This is a genomic window from Massilia sp. UYP32 (assembly GCF_050434365.1).
Lineage (GTDB): Bacteria > Pseudomonadota > Gammaproteobacteria > Burkholderiales > Burkholderiaceae_D > Telluria > Telluria timonae.
Map to the genome: position 1 here is coordinate 1 of NZ_JBNDIK010000024.1, position 15,970 is coordinate 15,970.

19 protein-coding genes and 1 riboswitch are annotated in these 15,970 nt (G+C 64.0%); of the genes, 11 read left to right on the top strand and 8 right to left on the bottom strand.

The genetic code is table 11. From position 1 onward, the window contains the following. Positions 1-133 precede the first annotated feature (133 nt). The 8 genes from ybgF to ABIB42_RS18625 form a co-directional block, all read right to left on the bottom strand. Positions 134-889 carry a tol-pal system protein YbgF gene (gene ybgF, locus ABIB42_RS18590; protein WP_071363434.1) on the bottom strand — a complete coding sequence of 252 codons (756 nt, stop codon included), beginning with the start codon at positions 887-889 and terminating at the stop codon, positions 134-136. 111 nt (positions 890-1,000) lie between these two features. Then, the gene (gene pal / locus ABIB42_RS18595; protein WP_005671244.1) at positions 1,001-1,525 is read right to left on the bottom strand and encodes a peptidoglycan-associated lipoprotein Pal; all 525 of its coding nucleotides are present in this window, start codon (positions 1,523-1,525) and stop codon (positions 1,001-1,003) included. A gap of 34 nt (positions 1,526-1,559) precedes the next feature. Further along, positions 1,560-2,831, bottom strand: a complete 1,272-nt coding sequence (gene tolB / locus ABIB42_RS18600) for a Tol-Pal system beta propeller repeat protein TolB (protein ID WP_005671246.1) — start codon at positions 2,829-2,831, stop codon at positions 1,560-1,562. Between the two features lie 31 nt (positions 2,832-2,862). Further along, positions 2,863-3,738, bottom strand: coding sequence for a cell envelope integrity protein TolA (gene tolA / locus ABIB42_RS18605; protein WP_229409935.1), 876 nt, complete (start codon positions 3,736-3,738; stop codon positions 2,863-2,865). Between the two features lie 112 nt (positions 3,739-3,850). Continuing rightward, positions 3,851-4,282 (bottom strand): biopolymer transporter ExbD, encoded by a 432-nt coding sequence (locus ABIB42_RS18610; protein WP_005671249.1) that lies wholly within the window; start codon positions 4,280-4,282, stop codon positions 3,851-3,853. A 30-nt stretch (positions 4,283-4,312) separates the two neighbouring features. Beyond that, the gene (gene tolQ / locus ABIB42_RS18615; protein WP_005671250.1) at positions 4,313-4,996 is read right to left on the bottom strand and encodes a protein TolQ; all 684 of its coding nucleotides are present in this window, start codon (positions 4,994-4,996) and stop codon (positions 4,313-4,315) included. A 20-nt stretch (positions 4,997-5,016) separates the two neighbouring features. Beyond that, the gene (gene ybgC, locus ABIB42_RS18620) at positions 5,017-5,421 is read right to left on the bottom strand and encodes a tol-pal system-associated acyl-CoA thioesterase (RefSeq protein ID WP_005671252.1); all 405 of its coding nucleotides are present in this window, start codon (positions 5,419-5,421) and stop codon (positions 5,017-5,019) included. A gap of 273 nt (positions 5,422-5,694) precedes the next feature. Next, positions 5,695-6,441, bottom strand: coding sequence for an SDR family oxidoreductase (locus ABIB42_RS18625; RefSeq protein ID WP_005671253.1), 747 nt, complete (start codon positions 6,439-6,441; stop codon positions 5,695-5,697). A gap of 169 nt (positions 6,442-6,610) precedes the next feature. Next, a riboswitch (ZMP/ZTP riboswitch) is annotated at positions 6,611-6,730 on the top strand. Positions 6,731-6,839: 109 nt separating this feature from the next. Between ABIB42_RS18625 and glyA the strand changes: the two genes are divergently transcribed. From glyA to ABIB42_RS18680, 11 genes are all read left to right on the top strand, one after another. Then, positions 6,840-8,087 (top strand): serine hydroxymethyltransferase, encoded by a 1,248-nt coding sequence (gene glyA, locus ABIB42_RS18630; RefSeq protein ID WP_429248790.1) that lies wholly within the window; start codon positions 6,840-6,842, stop codon positions 8,085-8,087. A gap of 79 nt (positions 8,088-8,166) precedes the next feature. Further along, complete coding sequence (nrdR, locus tag ABIB42_RS18635) at positions 8,167-8,634, top strand: transcriptional regulator NrdR (protein ID WP_005671257.1); 468 nt, start codon at positions 8,167-8,169, stop codon at positions 8,632-8,634. Between the two features lie 109 nt (positions 8,635-8,743). Next, positions 8,744-9,280 carry a type IV pilus modification protein PilV gene (gene pilV / locus ABIB42_RS18640; RefSeq protein WP_071363430.1) on the top strand — a complete coding sequence of 179 codons (537 nt, stop codon included), beginning with the start codon at positions 8,744-8,746 and terminating at the stop codon, positions 9,278-9,280. Next, positions 9,277-10,215 carry a PilW family protein gene (locus ABIB42_RS18645; RefSeq protein ID WP_429248791.1) on the top strand — a complete coding sequence of 313 codons (939 nt, stop codon included), beginning with the start codon at positions 9,277-9,279 and terminating at the stop codon, positions 10,213-10,215. The genes pilV and ABIB42_RS18645 overlap by 4 nt, the downstream gene beginning before the upstream one ends. Positions 10,216-10,222: 7 nt before the next feature. Further along, a complete protein-coding gene (locus ABIB42_RS18650; RefSeq protein ID WP_051205230.1) occupies positions 10,223-10,903 on the top strand; it encodes a pilus assembly PilX family protein in 681 nt (226 codons plus the stop codon). Continuing rightward, positions 10,900-11,352, top strand: a complete 453-nt coding sequence (locus ABIB42_RS18655) for a type IV pilin protein (RefSeq protein ID WP_005671262.1) — start codon at positions 10,900-10,902, stop codon at positions 11,350-11,352. The genes ABIB42_RS18650 and ABIB42_RS18655 overlap by 4 nt, the downstream gene beginning before the upstream one ends. Positions 11,353-11,360: 8 nt before the next feature. After that, entirely contained in the window at positions 11,361-11,930 is a 570-nt protein-coding gene (locus ABIB42_RS18660; protein WP_429248792.1) for a GspH/FimT family pseudopilin, read from the top strand. Between the two features lie 9 nt (positions 11,931-11,939). Next, complete coding sequence (gene ribD, locus ABIB42_RS18665) at positions 11,940-13,076, top strand: bifunctional diaminohydroxyphosphoribosylaminopyrimidine deaminase/5-amino-6-(5-phosphoribosylamino)uracil reductase RibD (RefSeq protein ID WP_005671264.1); 1,137 nt, start codon at positions 11,940-11,942, stop codon at positions 13,074-13,076. A gap of 31 nt (positions 13,077-13,107) precedes the next feature. Continuing rightward, positions 13,108-13,746 (top strand): riboflavin synthase, encoded by a 639-nt coding sequence (locus ABIB42_RS18670; protein WP_429248793.1) that lies wholly within the window; start codon positions 13,108-13,110, stop codon positions 13,744-13,746. A 55-nt stretch (positions 13,747-13,801) separates the two neighbouring features. After that, on the top strand, positions 13,802-15,097 hold the full coding sequence (locus ABIB42_RS18675; protein ID WP_429248794.1) for a tyrosine-type recombinase/integrase: 1,296 nt from the start codon (positions 13,802-13,804) through the stop codon (positions 15,095-15,097). Beyond that, positions 15,094-15,645, top strand: a complete 552-nt coding sequence (locus ABIB42_RS18680) for a helix-turn-helix transcriptional regulator (RefSeq protein WP_429248795.1) — start codon at positions 15,094-15,096, stop codon at positions 15,643-15,645. Before ABIB42_RS18675 ends, ABIB42_RS18680 begins: the two co-directional genes overlap by 4 nt. The last annotated feature ends 325 nt before the right edge of the window (positions 15,646-15,970 follow it).

A 15,970-nucleotide genomic window follows, 5' to 3' on the forward strand; every position in this document is an offset into this window, starting at 1 on the left:
ATCGCATCTGGCCCCTGTCACCAATCCGTGATCAAATTGGCAAGAGGGACATTTCTACTTTGCGCAACAGGGGACATTTCTATTTAGCGTTGACATTGCCGAGCCCGATCAAACCGCGCTTGAAGCCCGCTGCTTACTTCAGCGAAGCCAACCGATCCCGCGCCGTCTGCGCCGCGCTCGAGTCCGGATACTTGGACACCAGCGTCTGCAGCGACTTCTTCGCGTTCTTGTTGTCCTTCAGCAGGGCGTAGCTGCTGGCAATGTTCAGCATGGCGTCCGGCACCTTGGCGCTGTCGGCGTAGGTGGTGGTCACGACCTGCTGGGCCGCGATGGCCTTCTTGTAGTCGCCCAGTGCGTAATAGGTGTTGCCCAGCCAGTACTGCGCGTTCGACGCATACGCCGATTGCGGATACTGCTTGACGAATTCCTGCAGCGCGACCGAGGCCCCCTTGTAATCGCCCGACTGGAACAGCGCGGTGGCGGCCTCGTAGGCGGTCTTCTCGGTCGGCATCACTTCGGCGGTCTGGCCGTCGATGACTTCCTGGCGCGGCTCGAAGCGTTTCATGCGCGCGTCGAGGTCGGCGTACAGCTGCTTCTGGCTTTCCTGGGCCTTCGACAATTCGTTCTGCAGCACTTCGATCTGGCCGCGCAGGCGGGCGATCTCGCGCATGGTCTGCTCGTGCTGGTTCAGCATCTCGATCTGGACCGTCTTGTCCGACTTGCCGTCGATGCGCGCGGTCAGGTCGCGCGTGATGTTGTCGACCTTGGTGCGCAGGTCCAGGATGGCCTTGCGCGCTTCGTCGTCATCGAACGGGCCGGCCGCGGCATGCAGCGGCATCCACAGGGCCAGGACGAGGCAGGCGAGGCGGGACGGAGACAGTTTGATCATAAGCGTTGCTCTTTCTAAACCGGTTGCTGAGATAAAACGGGGCGGGTAGCAGTCTGCACTGCGTCCCGCCCCCTGTCAATCAACGCTGATCGGCCCGATCAGCCGGATTGATTACTGATAAACGATGTCAGCGCGGCGGTTTTCAGCCCAGGCTTCTTCGTTGCTGCCGGTTGCTTTTGGCTTCTCTTCGCCCAGCGAGACGGCTTCCATCTGGCCTTCCGACACGCCCAGCGACGCCATCGAGCGACGGACGGCTTCGGCACGCTTCTGGCCCAGGGCCAGGTTGTACTCGGTGCCGCCGCGTTCGTCGGTGTTGCCCTGGATCAGGACTTTACGCGAGGTGTTCTTGGTCAGGTAGCCCGAGTGGTTCTGCACCACTGGCTGGCCGTCGGCGCGGACCACGAAGCTGTCGTAGTCGAAGTAGACGCTACGGTTGGCCAGGACGCCTTTTGGATCGTTCAGTGGATCGACGGTGCCGGTTTCCACTGGACGGATGTCACGGCTGTCAGCCACTGGTGCTGCTGGCTCTGGCGACTTTTCAACGACTGGAGTTTCTTCCAGTTTGGTTGGCGACGAGCAAGCGGCCAGCAGGGCGGCAGCGGAAGCGATGAAAGCGAGACTCTTGAAGTTGCGCATGGATTTTCTCCTGTTCTGGTTAAGGTTTTACTTCTTACTTCATGAAAGGACCCCAGCTGGGCTCCCGAATGTTTCCCGCTTTGGTCGTCAAGCGTTGCTTGACCCGTCCATCCACTGACACCACTGCAAGCGAGACGCGCCCGCCGCCCTTGGTTGCATACATGATGTACTTGCCGTTAGGCGAAAAACTCGGTTCGGTGGCCCCATCGGCCAGGCGAAGTTCCCGGCCGCTTGCCAGGTCCATCGCATATAAGGAGAAAGCGCCGCCGCGCTGCGAAATCCAGGCCAGCGTCTTGCCGTCCGACGAGACGCGTGGGCTGATATTGTAATTGCCATTGAAGGTCACGCGGGTCGCATTGCCGCCCGAGACGCTCATCTTGTAGATCTGAGGACCGCCGCTGCGGTCGCTCGTGAAGTAAATGGTCTGGCCGTCGGCCGAGAATTGCGGCTCGGTGTCGATTGCCGGATTGTTGGTCAGGCGGCGATGGCCGCTGCCGCTCGAATTGACGGTATAGATTTCCGTATTGCCGTCCTGCGACAGGGCGACGGCCAGGGTGGAGCCGTCCGGCGACCAGGAAGGCGCGGAGTTGTTGCCTTTTTGGTTCGAAACAACGTTGCGGCGACCGGTCATCAGGTCTTGCAGATAGACCACCGGCTTGCGGTTTTCCATCGAAACGTAGGCGACCTTCATGCCGTCCGGCGACCAGGCCGGCGAGATGATCGGCTCCTTGCCCTGGGTGGCGATGATCTCGTTCTCGCCGTCGGCGTCGGCCACGGCCAGCGCGAAGCGGTTGGCTGCGCGGTCTTCCTTCACATACGCGATGCGGGTCGAGAAGATGCCGCGCACGCCGGTCAGCTTTTCATAGACGTCGTCGGCGATGCGGTGCGCCTGCAGGCGGGTGTAGCGGGGCTGGACTTCGCCGCCCAGCTGCGAGATTTCGCCGCCCTTGACGGTGTCGAGCAGCTTGTAGCGGATCGCGAAGCGGCCGTCCGGCTGGCGTGCCACGCTGCCGACCACCAGCGCGTCGGCGCCGCTGGCCTTGAAGGCGCCCAGGTTCACCTGGCCGGCGTCGGCGTCGCTGATCACCTGGCCGGCGTCGATGACCTTGAACACGCCGCTGCGCTCGAGGTCGGCGCGGATGACGGCCGAGACTTTATCCGGCGCGACGGATTCGTCCGCGAAGGCGGCGATGGCCACCGGAATCTGGTTGCTGCCGACGCCGGCGATTTCGATCTGGATCTGCGCATTGGCTGTTGTCCCGATTGCGAGGGAAACGCTGAACAGCAAAATGTGAAGTTTTTTCATGGTGTCTCTAGTAAAACTGGTTCGAACCGAATCAATCGTAATCTTTCATCGAGAAATTCACGTCAAGCGTACGCTCCACGGTCCCGTCCTTCTTCTTGGGAAGCGGAGATGCTTTCTTGATACCATTTTCCACTGCCCTGTCAAATTCTGGCACACCGCTGCTTTTCACAAGGCGCACCGACATGATTTCGCCGGTTGGCAACTGCTCCACCCGGAACGTGGCGCGCGGATTGCCGGCCACGTCGGTATTGCCCGGATAGGCGGTCGCGCTCTTGATCGCCGCCGTGATCGCGGCGATATAACCGCCATCGCTGCGCGGGCCGGTCGATTTCGCGGCGGTGCCGGTGCTGCCCATGGCGCCGGCCATGCGCTGCAGTTCTTCCTTGCGCAACTTGTCGAGTCGAGCGTCTTCCGCTTTGGCGGCAGCCTCGGCCTTTTTCTTCTTCTCGGCAGCGGCAGCGTCCGCTTTTTTCTTCTCCGCGAGCTCTTTCTTCTTGCGTTCGGCTTCCTCGAGTTTCTTCTTCTCGGCTTCGTCGCGCTTCTTCTGTTCCGCTTCCTCGCGCTTCTTCTGCTCGGCCTCTTCGCGCTTGCGCTCCTCGGCTTCCTTGCGCTTCTTCTCTTCGGCGGCAGCCTTCTTCGCTTCTTCTTCCTTGCGTTTCTTTTCTTCGCGCAGCGCGATCTCGGGATCGGGCGTCGGCGCAGGACGCTCCACCGCCGGCTCCGGTGGAGGAGGTGGCGGCGGTTCCGGCGCGGGCTCGGGTTCCGGTTCGGGTTCTGGTTCCGGCGCGGGCTCGGGCGGCAATTCGGGCGCCGCGGCGGTCTGCACCGACATGTCCCACACCTCGGCCTCGACCGAGACCGGATTGACCTTTTGCCAGCTCACGCCGATCGCCAGGAAGGCCAGCAACGCCGCGTGCACCGCCACCGCCAGCAGGAACGATGGCAGCGGTTTCGGTTCAGGCGGCACGTGGTAGGGCGTGCCGTGGTTGGCGGACTTCGGTGCGGTCATGGCGTCGGCGTCACTGGGTGGCCAGGCCGACCCGGTTGATGCCCATCTTCTTGGCTTCCGAAATCAGCTGGATCACGTCGTCGTACTTGCTGTCGCGGTCGCCCGCGATCAGGACCGGAAAGTCCGGATTCTCGTCGTGCAATGCCTGCAGGCGCTGCAGCAGGGCGGAGCGGTCGGCCACTTCGTCCTGGGCGACTTTTACTTTTCCGTGCACGCCGATCGAGAGCTTGTTGCCCGGCTCGATGGAGATCTGGATATACGTGTCCGGCGGCAGCGCGGATTTCTCGGCGCGTGGCAAATTGACAACACTAGGCGCCTCATTCGCAGGCACCGCCATGAAAATGATGAGCAGCACCAGCATCACGTCGATATACGGCACGACGTTGATCTCGGACTTGAATTTGCGGCGACGTCCGCCGCGCATGCTGCTGGAAAATGCCATCCCGATGCTCTCCCGGTTCTCGTGGGCGGATCAGCGCGACTGGCGCTGGAGGATGTTCGAGAATTCTTCGACGAAGCTCTCGAAGCGGTTCGCCAGGCGGTCGATGTCGTGGGTGAAGCGGTTGTACGCGACCACGGCAGGGATTGCGGCGAACAGGCCGATCGCGGTCGCGATCAGCGCTTCGGCGATGCCGGGAGCGACCACCGCCAGGGTGGCTTGCTCGACGCTGGCCAGGCCGCGGAACGAGTTCATGATGCCCCACACGGTGCCCAGCAGGCCGATGTACGGCGAGACCGAACCGACCGACGCCAGGAAGTTCAGGTGGGTGTCGAGCGAATCGAGTTCGCGCTGGAACGAAGCGCGCATGGCGCGGCGGGCGCCGTCGAGCACCGAGTTCATGTCCAGGGCTTCGCGCGAGGCCTGCTTGCCCTTGATGAATTCGCCCATGCCGGCCTCGAAGATGCGGGCCAGAGGGCCGCTCTGGTCGCGCTGGCTGCTGGCGCTCTGGTGCAGGGTGTGCAGGTTGCCGCCGGCCCAGAAGCTGCGCTCGAACTGCTCGGTCTGGGCGCGCGCGGCGCGGATCGCGAACACCTTGCGGAAGATATAAGTCCAGCTCACGATCGACAGCAGCAAGAGCAAGGCCATGATCAGCTGCACCAGCACGTGGGCATTGGCGATCAGGGATACAAACGAAAGGTCGTGGGTTGCGGTCATGGCTTAACTTATATGATTTTTCAGGCGGCACGCATTTTAGCAGCCACGTCGTCGGGCAGGGAACGGGGACGCGTGGTTCGTACGTCAACGCAGCCGATCTTCACATTGGCCGAATTGAGCAGCACCTCGCCGCACCATGCTTCCTGGAGAAACTGAACCGAGGCGCCGCCCACTTTCGTCACGCTGGTGCGAATGCTCAGTTCGTCGTCGAGACGGGCGGCGTAGCGGTAATCGAGGGTCATGCTCCTGACGACGAAGGCCGTATGGTCGGCGTCGATCAGCGTTTGTTGTTCGATGCCGAGCGCGCGCAGGAACTCGGTACGGCCGCGCTCGAAGAACTTCAGGTAGTTGGCATGATAGACAATGCCTCCGGCGTCGGTATCCTCGTAATAAACCCTGACTGGCCAGTTATACACTGAAGGCATTCTTTGTTGCCGAATTAATGAAAACGGGAAATATTTTACGCGACTTTCCACTTTAATATGTACGCTGACGTACGTTGAAAGCGGAAAAGTTTTGCGGTCTGATAGCACGGGGGCGTGCTTTTGAGCAGTAGTAGACTTGAAACGTGGTTAAAAGACCAATCACTGTAACACTTTCTCACAAATGATAGGTGCGTGATTGGTCTTGCTGGGCAGGGTGGTGAATGCGTAGGGTTGGCGGGGGCGCCGCCGACCCTACCGATATCGCGCGCCTTTTCAGCCGCGGCGCACGTTGAATGGCGAGAATCCCTGGCAGGTCGGCATCAGCTCGATGCTGTTGACGTTGACGTGCGGTGGCAGCGTCGCGATCCAGAAAGCGGTGTCGGCGATGTCCTTCGCGGTCAGCGGTTGCGTGCCCTCGTAGACCCTGGCCGCGGCCGCGTCGTCGCCCTTGAAGCGCACGTTCGAGAATTCGGTGCCGCCGCACAGGCCCGGCGCGATATTGGTGGCGCGTACGCCGGTGCCGACCAGGTCGGCGCGCAGGTTCAGCGTGAACTGCTCGACGAAGGCTTTAGTTGCGCCATATACATTGCCACCCGGGTAAGGATAGTGGCCGGCCACCGAGCCGATATTGATCACCAGGCCACTGCCGCGCGCCACCATGTCCGGCAGCACGGCGCGGGTCATGGTCACCAGGCCCTGGCAGTTGGTCGCGATCATGGTTTCCCAGTCTTCCAACGGCACTTCGTGGGCCGGCGCCGTATTCAGCGCCAGGCCGGCATTGTTCACCAGCACGTCGATCTGTTTCCATTCCGGCGGCAGGCCGGACAGGGCGGCCTCGATCGAGGCGCGGCTGGTGACGTCCAGCGTCACGGCCAGGGCGCTGTCGCCCAGTTCGCGCGCCAGGTCGGCGATGCGGTCGGTGCGGCGCGCGGCCAGGACGACGCGGTGGCCATGTGAAACAAAAGTGCGCGCCATTTCGGCGCCGAAGCCGGCCGATGCGCCGGTGATGAAGACGATCATGATGGGTCCTTGGATGGCAACAGGATGACAGGCGAGAAAGGCAAGGCGCGCTGCCGAACCGTAAAATTGTAGCCGAAACGACCACGGGTCCGCTGGGCGCCGTGCATTCCCGGCCGGCACAGCGGTTTCCTTGCCCTACGATGGGGAGTTCAGTACAATTTGGAGTCCTTACGTCTCACGTAACTGGCGAAACACCGCGTGCGCGCACCATTCGGATGCGCGGCGCGGCAAAGGTGGGCACCCACCGGGGAACGTGAGACGCCATACGCCGTTCGCCTGGGCAGCCATCAACCGGTACGCGTTCGATCGCGGCTGCCTGCGCCCGTGCCTACGGCCCGCCCCGGCTCCCGCCTGTCAATGCCACCAGTTGCCTGGATTACTATCGATTGGAGTTTTACATGTTTGCCAAAGACCATACGCTCGCCAATATCGACCCGGAACTGTGGGATGCAATTCAAAAAGAAAACGCTCGCCAGCAAGACCACATCGAGCTGATCGCCTCCGAGAACTACACCTCGCCGGCCGTGATGGAAGCGCAGGGCTCGCAGCTGACCAACAAGTATGCCGAAGGCTATCCGGGCAAGCGCTACTATGGCGGCTGCGAATATGTCGACGTCGCCGAGCAGCTGGCGATCGACCGCCTGAAGGAACTGTTCGGCGCCGAAGCCGCCAACGTCCAGCCGAATTCGGGTTCGCAGGCCAACCAGGGCGTGTTCTTCGCCATGCTCAAGCCGGGCGACACCATCATGGGCATGTCGCTGGCCGAAGGCGGCCACCTGACCCATGGCATGGCGCTGAACATGTCGGGCAAATGGTTCAATGTCGTCTCGTACGGCCTGACCCCTGAAGAAGACATCGACTACGACGCGCTCGAGAAGCAGGCGCGCGAGCACAAGCCGAAGATGATCATCGCCGGCGCGTCGGCATTCGCCCTGCGCATCGATTTCGAGCGTATCGCCAAGGCGGCCAAGGACGTCGGCGCCTACTTCATGGTCGACATGGCGCACTACGCCGGCCTGATCGCCGCCGGTGAATACCCGAACCCGGTGCCGCACGCCGACTTCGTCACCTCGACCACCCACAAATCGCTGCGCGGCCCGCGCGGCGGCATCATCCTGATGAAGGCCGAGCACGAAAAGGCCATCAACTCGGCGATCTTCCCGGGCATCCAGGGCGGTCCGCTGATGCACGTGATCGCCGGTAAGGCCGTCGCGTTCAAGGAAGCGCTGTCGCCGGAGTTCAAGGAATACCAGAAGCAGGTCGTCAAGAACGCCAAAGCACTTGCTGAGACGCTGATCGCACGCGGCCTGCGCATCGTGTCCGGTCGTACGGAATCGCACGTGATGCTGGTCGACCTGCGCGCCAAGGGCCTGACCGGCAAGGAAGCGGAAGCCATCCTGGGCCAGGCTCACATGACCTGCAACAAGAACGGCATCCCGAACGACCCGCAGAAGCCGTTCGTCACCTCGGGCATCCGCCTGGGCAGCCCGGCGTTCACCACCCGCGGCTTCAAGGAAGAAGACGCGGTCACCGTGGGCAACCTGATCGCCGACGTGCTGGACAACCCGCACGACGCCGCGACCATCGAGCGCGTGAAGGGCGAAGTCAAGAAGCTGACCGACAAGTACCCGGTGTACGCCCGATAAGCGCTCGCTGACCATCGCGATGTAAGGGCCGGTTCGCCGGCCCGCTCAGTATCCATGTAGTACCTGCAGCCCCGGCGCCATGAAATGTCCCTTTTGCCAGCATGAAGAAACACAAGTCCTCGATACCCGCGTATCCGAGGAAGGGGACGCCATCCGGCGCCGGCGCCGCTGCGGCAAGTGCGACAAGCGCTTCACCACCTATGAACGCATCGAGCTGTCGATGCCGATCATCGTCAAGAAGAACGGCAGCCGCACCGAGTTCGCGTCAAACAAGCTGCGCGGCAGCCTGATGCTGGCATTGCGCAAGCGTCCGGTGGCGGCCGAGGCGATCGACCGCGCCGTCGCGTCGATCGAGGAAAAGCTGCTCACCAGCGGCCGGCGCGAAGTCGAGAGCGTGTACGTCGGCGAACTCGTGATGGAAGAGCTCAAGCGGCTCGACAAGATCGCCTATATCCGCTTCGCTTCCGTCTACAAGAATTTCGAGGACCTGGATTCCTTCCAGGCGGCGCTGGCCGAAGTCGGGCATCAGCGCAAGCTCGACAACTGACGTCGTTTCCAAGTTCCGTTTATTGCCGGACGCATGCTTGCGTCGACGCATGGGCGCTTGAACCCTGCCTGATAACGTCTCTGCTCACACATCGTTAGCGGAGGATCTCATGCAGGCGCGTCTCCCCGGCAGCCCGGGCGGTTTCACCATGATCGAAGTCCTGGTGGCCTTGTTCGTGCTCGCGGTCGGCGTGGTCGGCGCCAGCGCGGCGCAGCTGGCCGCGCAGCGCACGCGCCAGCAGGCCGCACTGACCTCCGAAGCGGCGCTGCTGGCCACGTCATTGGCCGCACGCATGCAGGCCAACGCCCAGGTGGCGAGCCTGCCGGACGGCGCCAATCCCTATGTTCCGCTCGATTACAAGGCGCTCGGCGCCGGCCCGCCGGCGGGCGGCGCCCCGTGCTTCGGCGCGGGCGCCTGCGATCCGCTGGCGCTGGCCGCCTTCGACCTGCGCGAGACGCGCCTGGCGCTGCACCGCGGCTTTCCATCGGGCCGCATCGCGGTCTGCCGCGACGACGCGCCATGGGATGACGAGCACGGCCGCTACCGCTGGGCGTGCAGTGGGGAAGCAACTGCTCCGGTGGCGATCAAGATCGGCTGGCATGGCACGCAGGACGGGCCGGGCTACGTGCTGCTGGTGGCGCGATGAGGGTTTTCAATGCGCGCCGGCGCCAGGCCGGCTTGACCATCGCCGAGCTGATGGTGGCGATGGCGCTCGGCCTGGCGGTGCTGCTGGCCAGCGGCTCGCTGCTGATCACCAGCGTGCGGTCGCATGCCGCCGTCATGGAAGCGTCCGAGATGGACGACAGCGGCCGCTACGCCGTGGATGCGCTGGCGCGCGCCATCCGCCTCGCGGCGCACGTCGACTGGGCGGCGCATCCGGCCTCCGATCCGGCGGCGCCGGCACGGCTGGCCGGCCTGGATGCCAGTTCACTGGAGCGCACCGGCGCCGGCATCGATGCGACCTTGCCGGACGAAGCCAATGGCAGCGACGTGCTGGCCCTGCGCTTTCCCGGCAGCGGCGCGCCGCCCAATGGCGACGGCGCCACCCTCGATTGCGCGGGCTTTCCCGTGCACCGCGACGAGGAGGGCTGGAGCATCTTCTACGTCGCGCGCAATGCCCAGGGCGATGCCGAGTTGCGTTGCAAGTACCGGGGCGCCAGCAGCTGGTCGTCCGATGCGGTGGCGGGCCGGGTCGACGGCTTCCAGGTGCTGTACGGCCTCGATGCCGACGGCGACCGCGTGCCGGAGCGCTACGTCAATGCGACCGAGCTGGGCGCGCTCGATGCGGCGCTGGCGCCGGTCGGGGCCACGCCCGACGAACGCGCGGCCGACTTGCGCAAGCGCACGCACTGGAAGCGGGTGGCGCTGGTCCGGGTCGCGCTGCTGCTGCACGGCGCGCGCCTCGATCCGGGCGCGGATGCCGGCATCGTCTACGACTTGTTCGGGCCAGACCATGGCGCCGCATTTTCCGCTGGCGACCAGGGCACGCGGCTGGCGGGAGCGGCGCTCGACGACGCAGGCGAGCCGCGCATGCGCAAGGTCTATGGCGCGACCATCGCGTTGCCGGTGGCGCCGGATTGAACGTCATATGCGCATCCTCCACTCAGCGCCACCCCGGCGAGAAGGCGGCGTCGCGCTCCTGACCGCCCTGGTACTGATGCTGGCGGTGCTCATGACCGGCATCGCGTCCACCCGCGGCGCCTTGCAGGGCGCGCGCGCCGCCGCGCACGAACGCGACCGCCTGCTGGCGCTGCAGATGGCCGACGCCGCGCTGCTCGATGCCGAGCGCGACATCGAAGGCGGCGCCGAACCCGGTTCGGCGCGCGCCAACGCCATCGCCGGCGGCAGCGCGGACGCCTTCGTCGCCGGCTGCGGTGGCGGGCGACCCTATAACGGCTTGTGCGCCTACACGGCCAATCCCGACCAGCTAGCCGAACTGCTGGCCGAAGACGAAGGCCCGGCGATCCTGTTCGGCAGCATGACGGGGCTGCGCATGCCGGACGGCGAGGGCGCGCTGGCGCTCGCGGCGCCACGCTACCTGATCGAGCTGATGCCGGCGACGCCCGACGGCCAGCTGTATCGCATCACGGCGCGCGGCGCCGGCAGCATGCCCGGCACCCATGCCGCGCTGCAGGCCTATTACCGCAAGCCGCCCGACGGTGCGCGCGGGCGGCGCGTGGGCTGGCGTGAGCTGGGCAACTGGAGCGAGGCGTTCGCGCTGCCGGCCGCCAGCGCGGCTGGCCACCCGACTGGAAAGGACAGACGATGACGAACGGCAGCAAGGGATTCACCTTGGTCGAACTGATGGCCGTGCTGGCCATCCTCGCCATCCTCGCCGCGCTAGTCTATCCCTCGTACACGCAGCAGATGGTGAAGGCGCGCCGCCTCGAGGCCCAGCTGGCGCTGCTGGACATCATGCAGCGCCAGGAGCAATACCGCGCGCTGCATCATGCCTACCTGGCGTTCTCGCTCGACGCCGAAGACGCCGACACCGGCCGGTTCCCGACCTGGACCGGCAACAGCGCAGCCGCCAGCGCCCATGAGCTGGACGGCTACGCTTGCCCCGGCCAGGAGATCGCCCACTGCATCGAGCTGCGCGCCCGGCCCGGCACCGCCAATGTCGACGCCGGATTCGCCGACCCCGATTGCGGCGTCCTGACGCTCGACAGCAGCGGCCGGCAAACGGCCAGCGGGCCGTCGGCGCGCTGTTGGCCATGAGGCTCGCCATGATGCGGGCGATGCGGCAGCGCTACTGCGCCGGCCTGTCCCTGGCCGAGCTGGTGGTGGTGCTGGGCATGGTCGCGGTGACGGCGGCGGTGGCGGCCCCCAGTCTGCACGACCTGGTGCGCAGCCAGCAGTTGCGCGCTGCGTCGGGCGACCTGCATGGGGCGATCCAGCTCACCCGTTCGCAGGCGATCGCGCGCAACGAGCGGGTCAAGCTCACGCCCAACGACGCCGCTGGCCGCGACTGGTCGCGCGGCTGGACCGTCTACGTCGACCGCGACGACGACCGCCGGCCGGGCGAGGGCGACGAGATCCTGGCCGTGCGCTCGCCTCTGCCGGACGGCATGCAGGTCAGCTATTCCTTCACCAGCCCTGCGCCGCCGCAATACATCGCCTACAATGGCGCGGGACGCAGCTGCAGCGACACGAACAGCGCCGCATCGCGCCTCGGCACGCTGTCGCTGTTCCATGGCGGCGGGGTGCGCCGTATTAAAATCAATATGCTCGGGCGTGCGCGTCTGTGCAACCCCGCCCGCGAAGACGGGTGCGACGGCGCCGCGGCGCCGCCCTGAAGGAAAAAGATGGCGACCAAGGATATGGCGACAAGCTACAGCGAACTGATCCTGAACGATACCGACGGCATGGCCCTGGCCCTGGACTGGGCGGCGCGCGGCATGTACATCACCGCGCCGAATCCGCGCATCGGCTGCGTGATCGTCAAGGACGGCGTCGTGATCGGCGCCGGCCACACCCAGCCGGCCGGCCAGGCGCACGCCGAGATCCAGGCGCTGCGCGACGCCGCGGCGCGCGGCAACGACGTGCACGGCGCCACTGCCTACGTGACGCTGGAACCATGCAGCCACCACGGCCGCACGCCGCCCTGCTCGAACGCCCTGGTGCAGGCCGGGTTCAAGCGGGTGGTGGCGGCCATGGTCGACCCGAATCCGCTGGTGGCGGGGCGCGGCCTGGCCCAGCTCGAAGCGGCCGGCATCGAGGTCAAGGCCGGCGTGCTGGCCGAGGCGGCGCAAGAACTGAATGTCGGCTTCTTCTCGCGCATGGTGCGCGGCCTGCCGTGGGTGCGCCTGAAGGTCGCGGCGAGCCTGGATGGCGCCACCGCCCTGGCCGGCGGCGAAAGCCAGTGGATCACGGGCGAGCAGGCGCGCGCCGACGGCCATGCCTGGCGCGCACGCGCCAGCGCGATCGTCACCGGCATCGGCACCGTCAAGGCCGACAATCCCCAGCTGACCGTACGCGGCGTCGACACGCCGTTGCAGCCGCGCCGCGTGATCGTCGACAGTCGCCTCGAGATCGACCTGAACGCCCGCATCCTGCAGGGCGAGCCATGCTGGATCGTGGCCGCCGCCGGGAACACGGAAAAAGCCGCCGCCCTGGCGGCGGCCGGCCATGAGGTCTTGACGCTGCCGAATGCGCGCGGCAAGGTCGACCTGCCGGCCCTGATGCGCGAGCTGGGCCGGCGCGAGATCAACGAAGTGCACGTCGAGGCCGGTTCCAAGCTGAACGCCTCGATGGTGCGCGAAGGCTGCGTCGACGAGCTGCTGGCCTACCTGGCGCCGAGCCTGATCGGGCCGGGGCAGGGCATGTTCGACCTGCCCGCGCTCGAGCGCCTGGCGGACCGTCGCCAGATGCGCTTCCACGACGTGGCGCGCGTGGGCGACGACCTGCGCATCCTGGCCCGATTCGTCGAACCGGCCGCCTGACACTGAACTAGAACCAACACGAAGGAATCACATGTTTACTGGAATCGTCGCCGCCGTCGGCAACATCACTTCCGTCTCGCCCCTGGCGGGCGGCCTGGACGCGGGCGTGCGCCTGGTCGTCGACGCCGGCCCGCTGCCGCTGGCCGACGTCGCCCTGGGCGACTCGATCGCCATCAACGGCGCCTGCATGACCGTGGTCGAGAAGACCGACCGGGCCTTCACCGTCGACGTCTCGCGCGAGAGCCTGAACAAGACCGTGGGCCTGGAAGCAACTGGCGAAGTCAATCTCGAAAAGGCGTTGACCCTGGCCGAGCGCCTGGGCGGCCACCTGGTCTCGGGCCACGTCGATGGCCTGGGCGTGGTGCACAGCTTCGCGCCGGTCGGCGAGTCGTTCGAGCTGATCGTCGATGCGCCCCACGAGCTGGGCAAGTTTTTGGCGTACAAGGGCTCGGTCGTGGTCAACGGCGTGTCGCTGACCGTCAACCGGGTCGAAGACCTGGAAGCCGACGGCAACAAGGTCTGCCGCTTCTCGATCAATCTGATCCCGCACACGATCGAGGTCACCACCCTCAAGCACCTGAAGGCCGGTTCGCAGGTCAATCTCGAGATCGACCTGATCGCGCGGTACGTCGAGCGTATGCTAGCAATGTCTAACGCTGTCTCGCGCTGACTAAAATCGTATAAAAATCAATATGTTAAGTGGTGCTTAGACAGCTTTAGACAGATTGATCTATTCAAAGCTCGGCGGTATTATTGACGGTATGAACACGTCAATCAAAGAAAATACCGTCAAGTTGACGGAGCAAAGCGTCAAGTCTCTTCGAGTCGCCGAAAAGGCGCAGAAATTCGCCGATGAGAAGGGTCTATATCTCTACGTTACGCCGACCGGCTTAAAATCTTGGCGCTACGATTACCGCTCGAACGGCAGGCGCGTCACCGTTACCTTCGGGAGGTATCCGGACGTTACGCTTGCGGCTGCGCGCAAGAAGCACTTAGAGGCGCGTGCGACGCTTGCGAATGGCACAGATCCTGCGCAGCAAAAGAAGATCCAGAAGCTCGAGCGGCGCAATGCGCTCAGCAACACATTCGACGATGTGGGCAGAGCTTGGTTTGACGGAAAAGAGGCGCGTCGCTCGGCCGTATGGAGAGAGACCCATAGTCTCTATATGCGTCGAGACCTCTCTCCGTACATTGGACGATTGCCGCTTGCCGATATATCGAGCGAGACGTTTCTCGCTGTGCTCGAAGGTGCACGTGCGCGATCCGGGGCGAAAACTGCCGACCGCATACGTCAGACCGCCGTACAGATTTTCGACTATGGGAAGCGCAAATTGATGGTCTCCGTGAACGTCGCGCGGGGCCTTGCGGGGTGGACCGACGGTGACATGCCAGCTAAGCAGCATCGTGCTTGGCTGAAGTCATCCGAACTGAGCGGCTTTCTTGCAGCGCTCGAATCCTATCCTGGCTACCTCACCACAAAGTCCGCAGCGGTCCTGTTGCTTCTTACGTTCGTGCGAAAACGGGAGCTGATCCACGCAAAGTGGTGCGAATTCGACTTCGATACGAAGATCTGGACTGTCCCTGCCGAGCGAATGAAGATGCCGACCGAGGAGAAGGGACGTCGGCACGCGGGCCATCGAGTTCCTCTAAGCGAGCAAACGATCCGTCTACTTCACGAGCTTAAGCCGCTGTGTTCCGGGTCGGACTACCTCTTCCCCAGCAATTCGAGTCTCGAAAAGCCTATGAATGCAAGTACCCTGAACATGATGTTTAAGCGCATGGGTTACGATGGTCTGCTGACACCTCACGGGATTCGGGCGACCGCCAGCACGATCCTAAACGAGAGGGGCTTCCGTGGCGACATCATTGAACGCCAGCTCTCGCACGTGGAGCGGAACGAGGTGCGAAGAGCATACAATCATGCCGAATTTATCGAGGACAGGCGAGCCATGATGCAGGACTGGGCGGACTACGTCGACAACGCGCGGATAGCGAAACTGGATAGTGTGGAGGCTGAGTGACCGACGATATGTACCTAAGAATCAAGCAAGTGACGGCGGTGACCGGTCTGTCCAGAGCGACGATTTACAACATGATGTCCATCGGTGCCTTTCCGATGAAGACTGCGCTAGGGGCAAGGGCCGTGGGATGGTTGGCTTCTGAAATCCAGAGTTGGATGGCTGGACGTAAGCTGGTCGAGAAGCATGGCGTAGAGGCTAAGCCTGCCAGACCTAAGGAGCGGGATAGACAAGTCCTGTCGCACGTCAAGGAGCAGAAGCATTCAGAGACGCTAGTGCGGCCTAAAGCCGATGCAGTTACAAGCAAATTTTCAGATTGGGGTGATGACGATCCTCCGCCGACGGCTGCTGAAAGCCAGGCGATTTCCGAACGGCTCCGAGTCATCAATGCTATGAGGCGGAAGGAGGAGAAGAAGAGGTCGCCGGTCAGAGTTCGTGGCAATGCACCTTCCGATTCGGACCCTTCGCGGCGATCTGCATCGACCACCGCGATGCGTCTGCGTGGAAGCGGCGACGTTGCGCCGAAGGCGGCGATCAAACGTAAGGTATGAGGTTCGCAGCCGAAAGGTTCTGCGATTTAGCGCCACTTATTTGTCGAGTTTAAGTGCGATTCATGTTTGCGCGCTCCGTTCCAAAGTGCCGCGCGGACCGCTCCGCAAGGCTTGCGGAGGGCTCGGCGAGCCGTTTTGACGATGGAGTCGGCACATGACTTTGCATGCTATATAAAGTGCGCAAAGTCATGTGAACGTTGTCAATTTGCCGCCATGTAAACCGTCGATGTAGCACCCACACTGAACTAAGTTGCCAGCGTACCGCTGCTTAGCGTCGACTTGCCACATTGCCCAGTCGACTACTTCAGACAGTTTTACTATACGC

Excerpts from the sequence above, each read along its gene's own strand:
- ABIB42_RS18655 (WP_005671262.1), top strand. The coding sequence starts at position 10,900 with ATGACGAACGGCAGCAAGGGATTCACCTTGGTCGAACTGATGGCCGTG.
- nrdR (WP_005671257.1), top strand. The coding sequence starts at position 8,167 with ATGAAATGTCCCTTTTGCCAGCATGAAGAAACACAAGTCCTCGATACC.
- ABIB42_RS18610 (WP_005671249.1), bottom strand. The coding sequence starts at position 4,282 with ATGGCATTTTCCAGCAGCATGCGCGGCGGACGTCGCCGCAAATTCAAG.
- pal (WP_005671244.1), bottom strand. The coding sequence starts at position 1,525 with ATGCGCAACTTCAAGAGTCTCGCTTTCATCGCTTCCGCTGCCGCCCTG.
- ABIB42_RS18660 (WP_429248792.1), top strand. The coding sequence starts at position 11,361 with ATGATGCGGGCGATGCGGCAGCGCTACTGCGCCGGCCTGTCCCTGGCC.
- ABIB42_RS18650 (WP_051205230.1), top strand. The coding sequence starts at position 10,223 with ATGCGCATCCTCCACTCAGCGCCACCCCGGCGAGAAGGCGGCGTCGCG.
- tolB (WP_005671246.1), bottom strand. The coding sequence starts at position 2,831 with ATGAAAAAACTTCACATTTTGCTGTTCAGCGTTTCCCTCGCAATCGGG.
- ABIB42_RS18670 (WP_429248793.1), top strand. The coding sequence starts at position 13,108 with ATGTTTACTGGAATCGTCGCCGCCGTCGGCAACATCACTTCCGTCTCG.
- ybgF (WP_071363434.1), bottom strand. The coding sequence starts at position 889 with ATGATCAAACTGTCTCCGTCCCGCCTCGCCTGCCTCGTCCTGGCCCTG.
- ABIB42_RS18625 (WP_005671253.1), bottom strand. The coding sequence starts at position 6,441 with ATGATCGTCTTCATCACCGGCGCATCGGCCGGCTTCGGCGCCGAAATG.
- pilV (WP_071363430.1), top strand. The coding sequence starts at position 8,744 with ATGCAGGCGCGTCTCCCCGGCAGCCCGGGCGGTTTCACCATGATCGAA.
- ABIB42_RS18645 (WP_429248791.1), top strand. The coding sequence starts at position 9,277 with ATGAGGGTTTTCAATGCGCGCCGGCGCCAGGCCGGCTTGACCATCGCC.
- tolQ (WP_005671250.1), bottom strand. The coding sequence starts at position 4,996 with ATGACCGCAACCCACGACCTTTCGTTTGTATCCCTGATCGCCAATGCC.
- glyA (WP_429248790.1), top strand. The coding sequence starts at position 6,840 with ATGTTTGCCAAAGACCATACGCTCGCCAATATCGACCCGGAACTGTGG.
- ybgC (WP_005671252.1), bottom strand. The coding sequence starts at position 5,421 with ATGCCTTCAGTGTATAACTGGCCAGTCAGGGTTTATTACGAGGATACC.
- ribD (WP_005671264.1), top strand. The coding sequence starts at position 11,940 with ATGGCGACCAAGGATATGGCGACAAGCTACAGCGAACTGATCCTGAAC.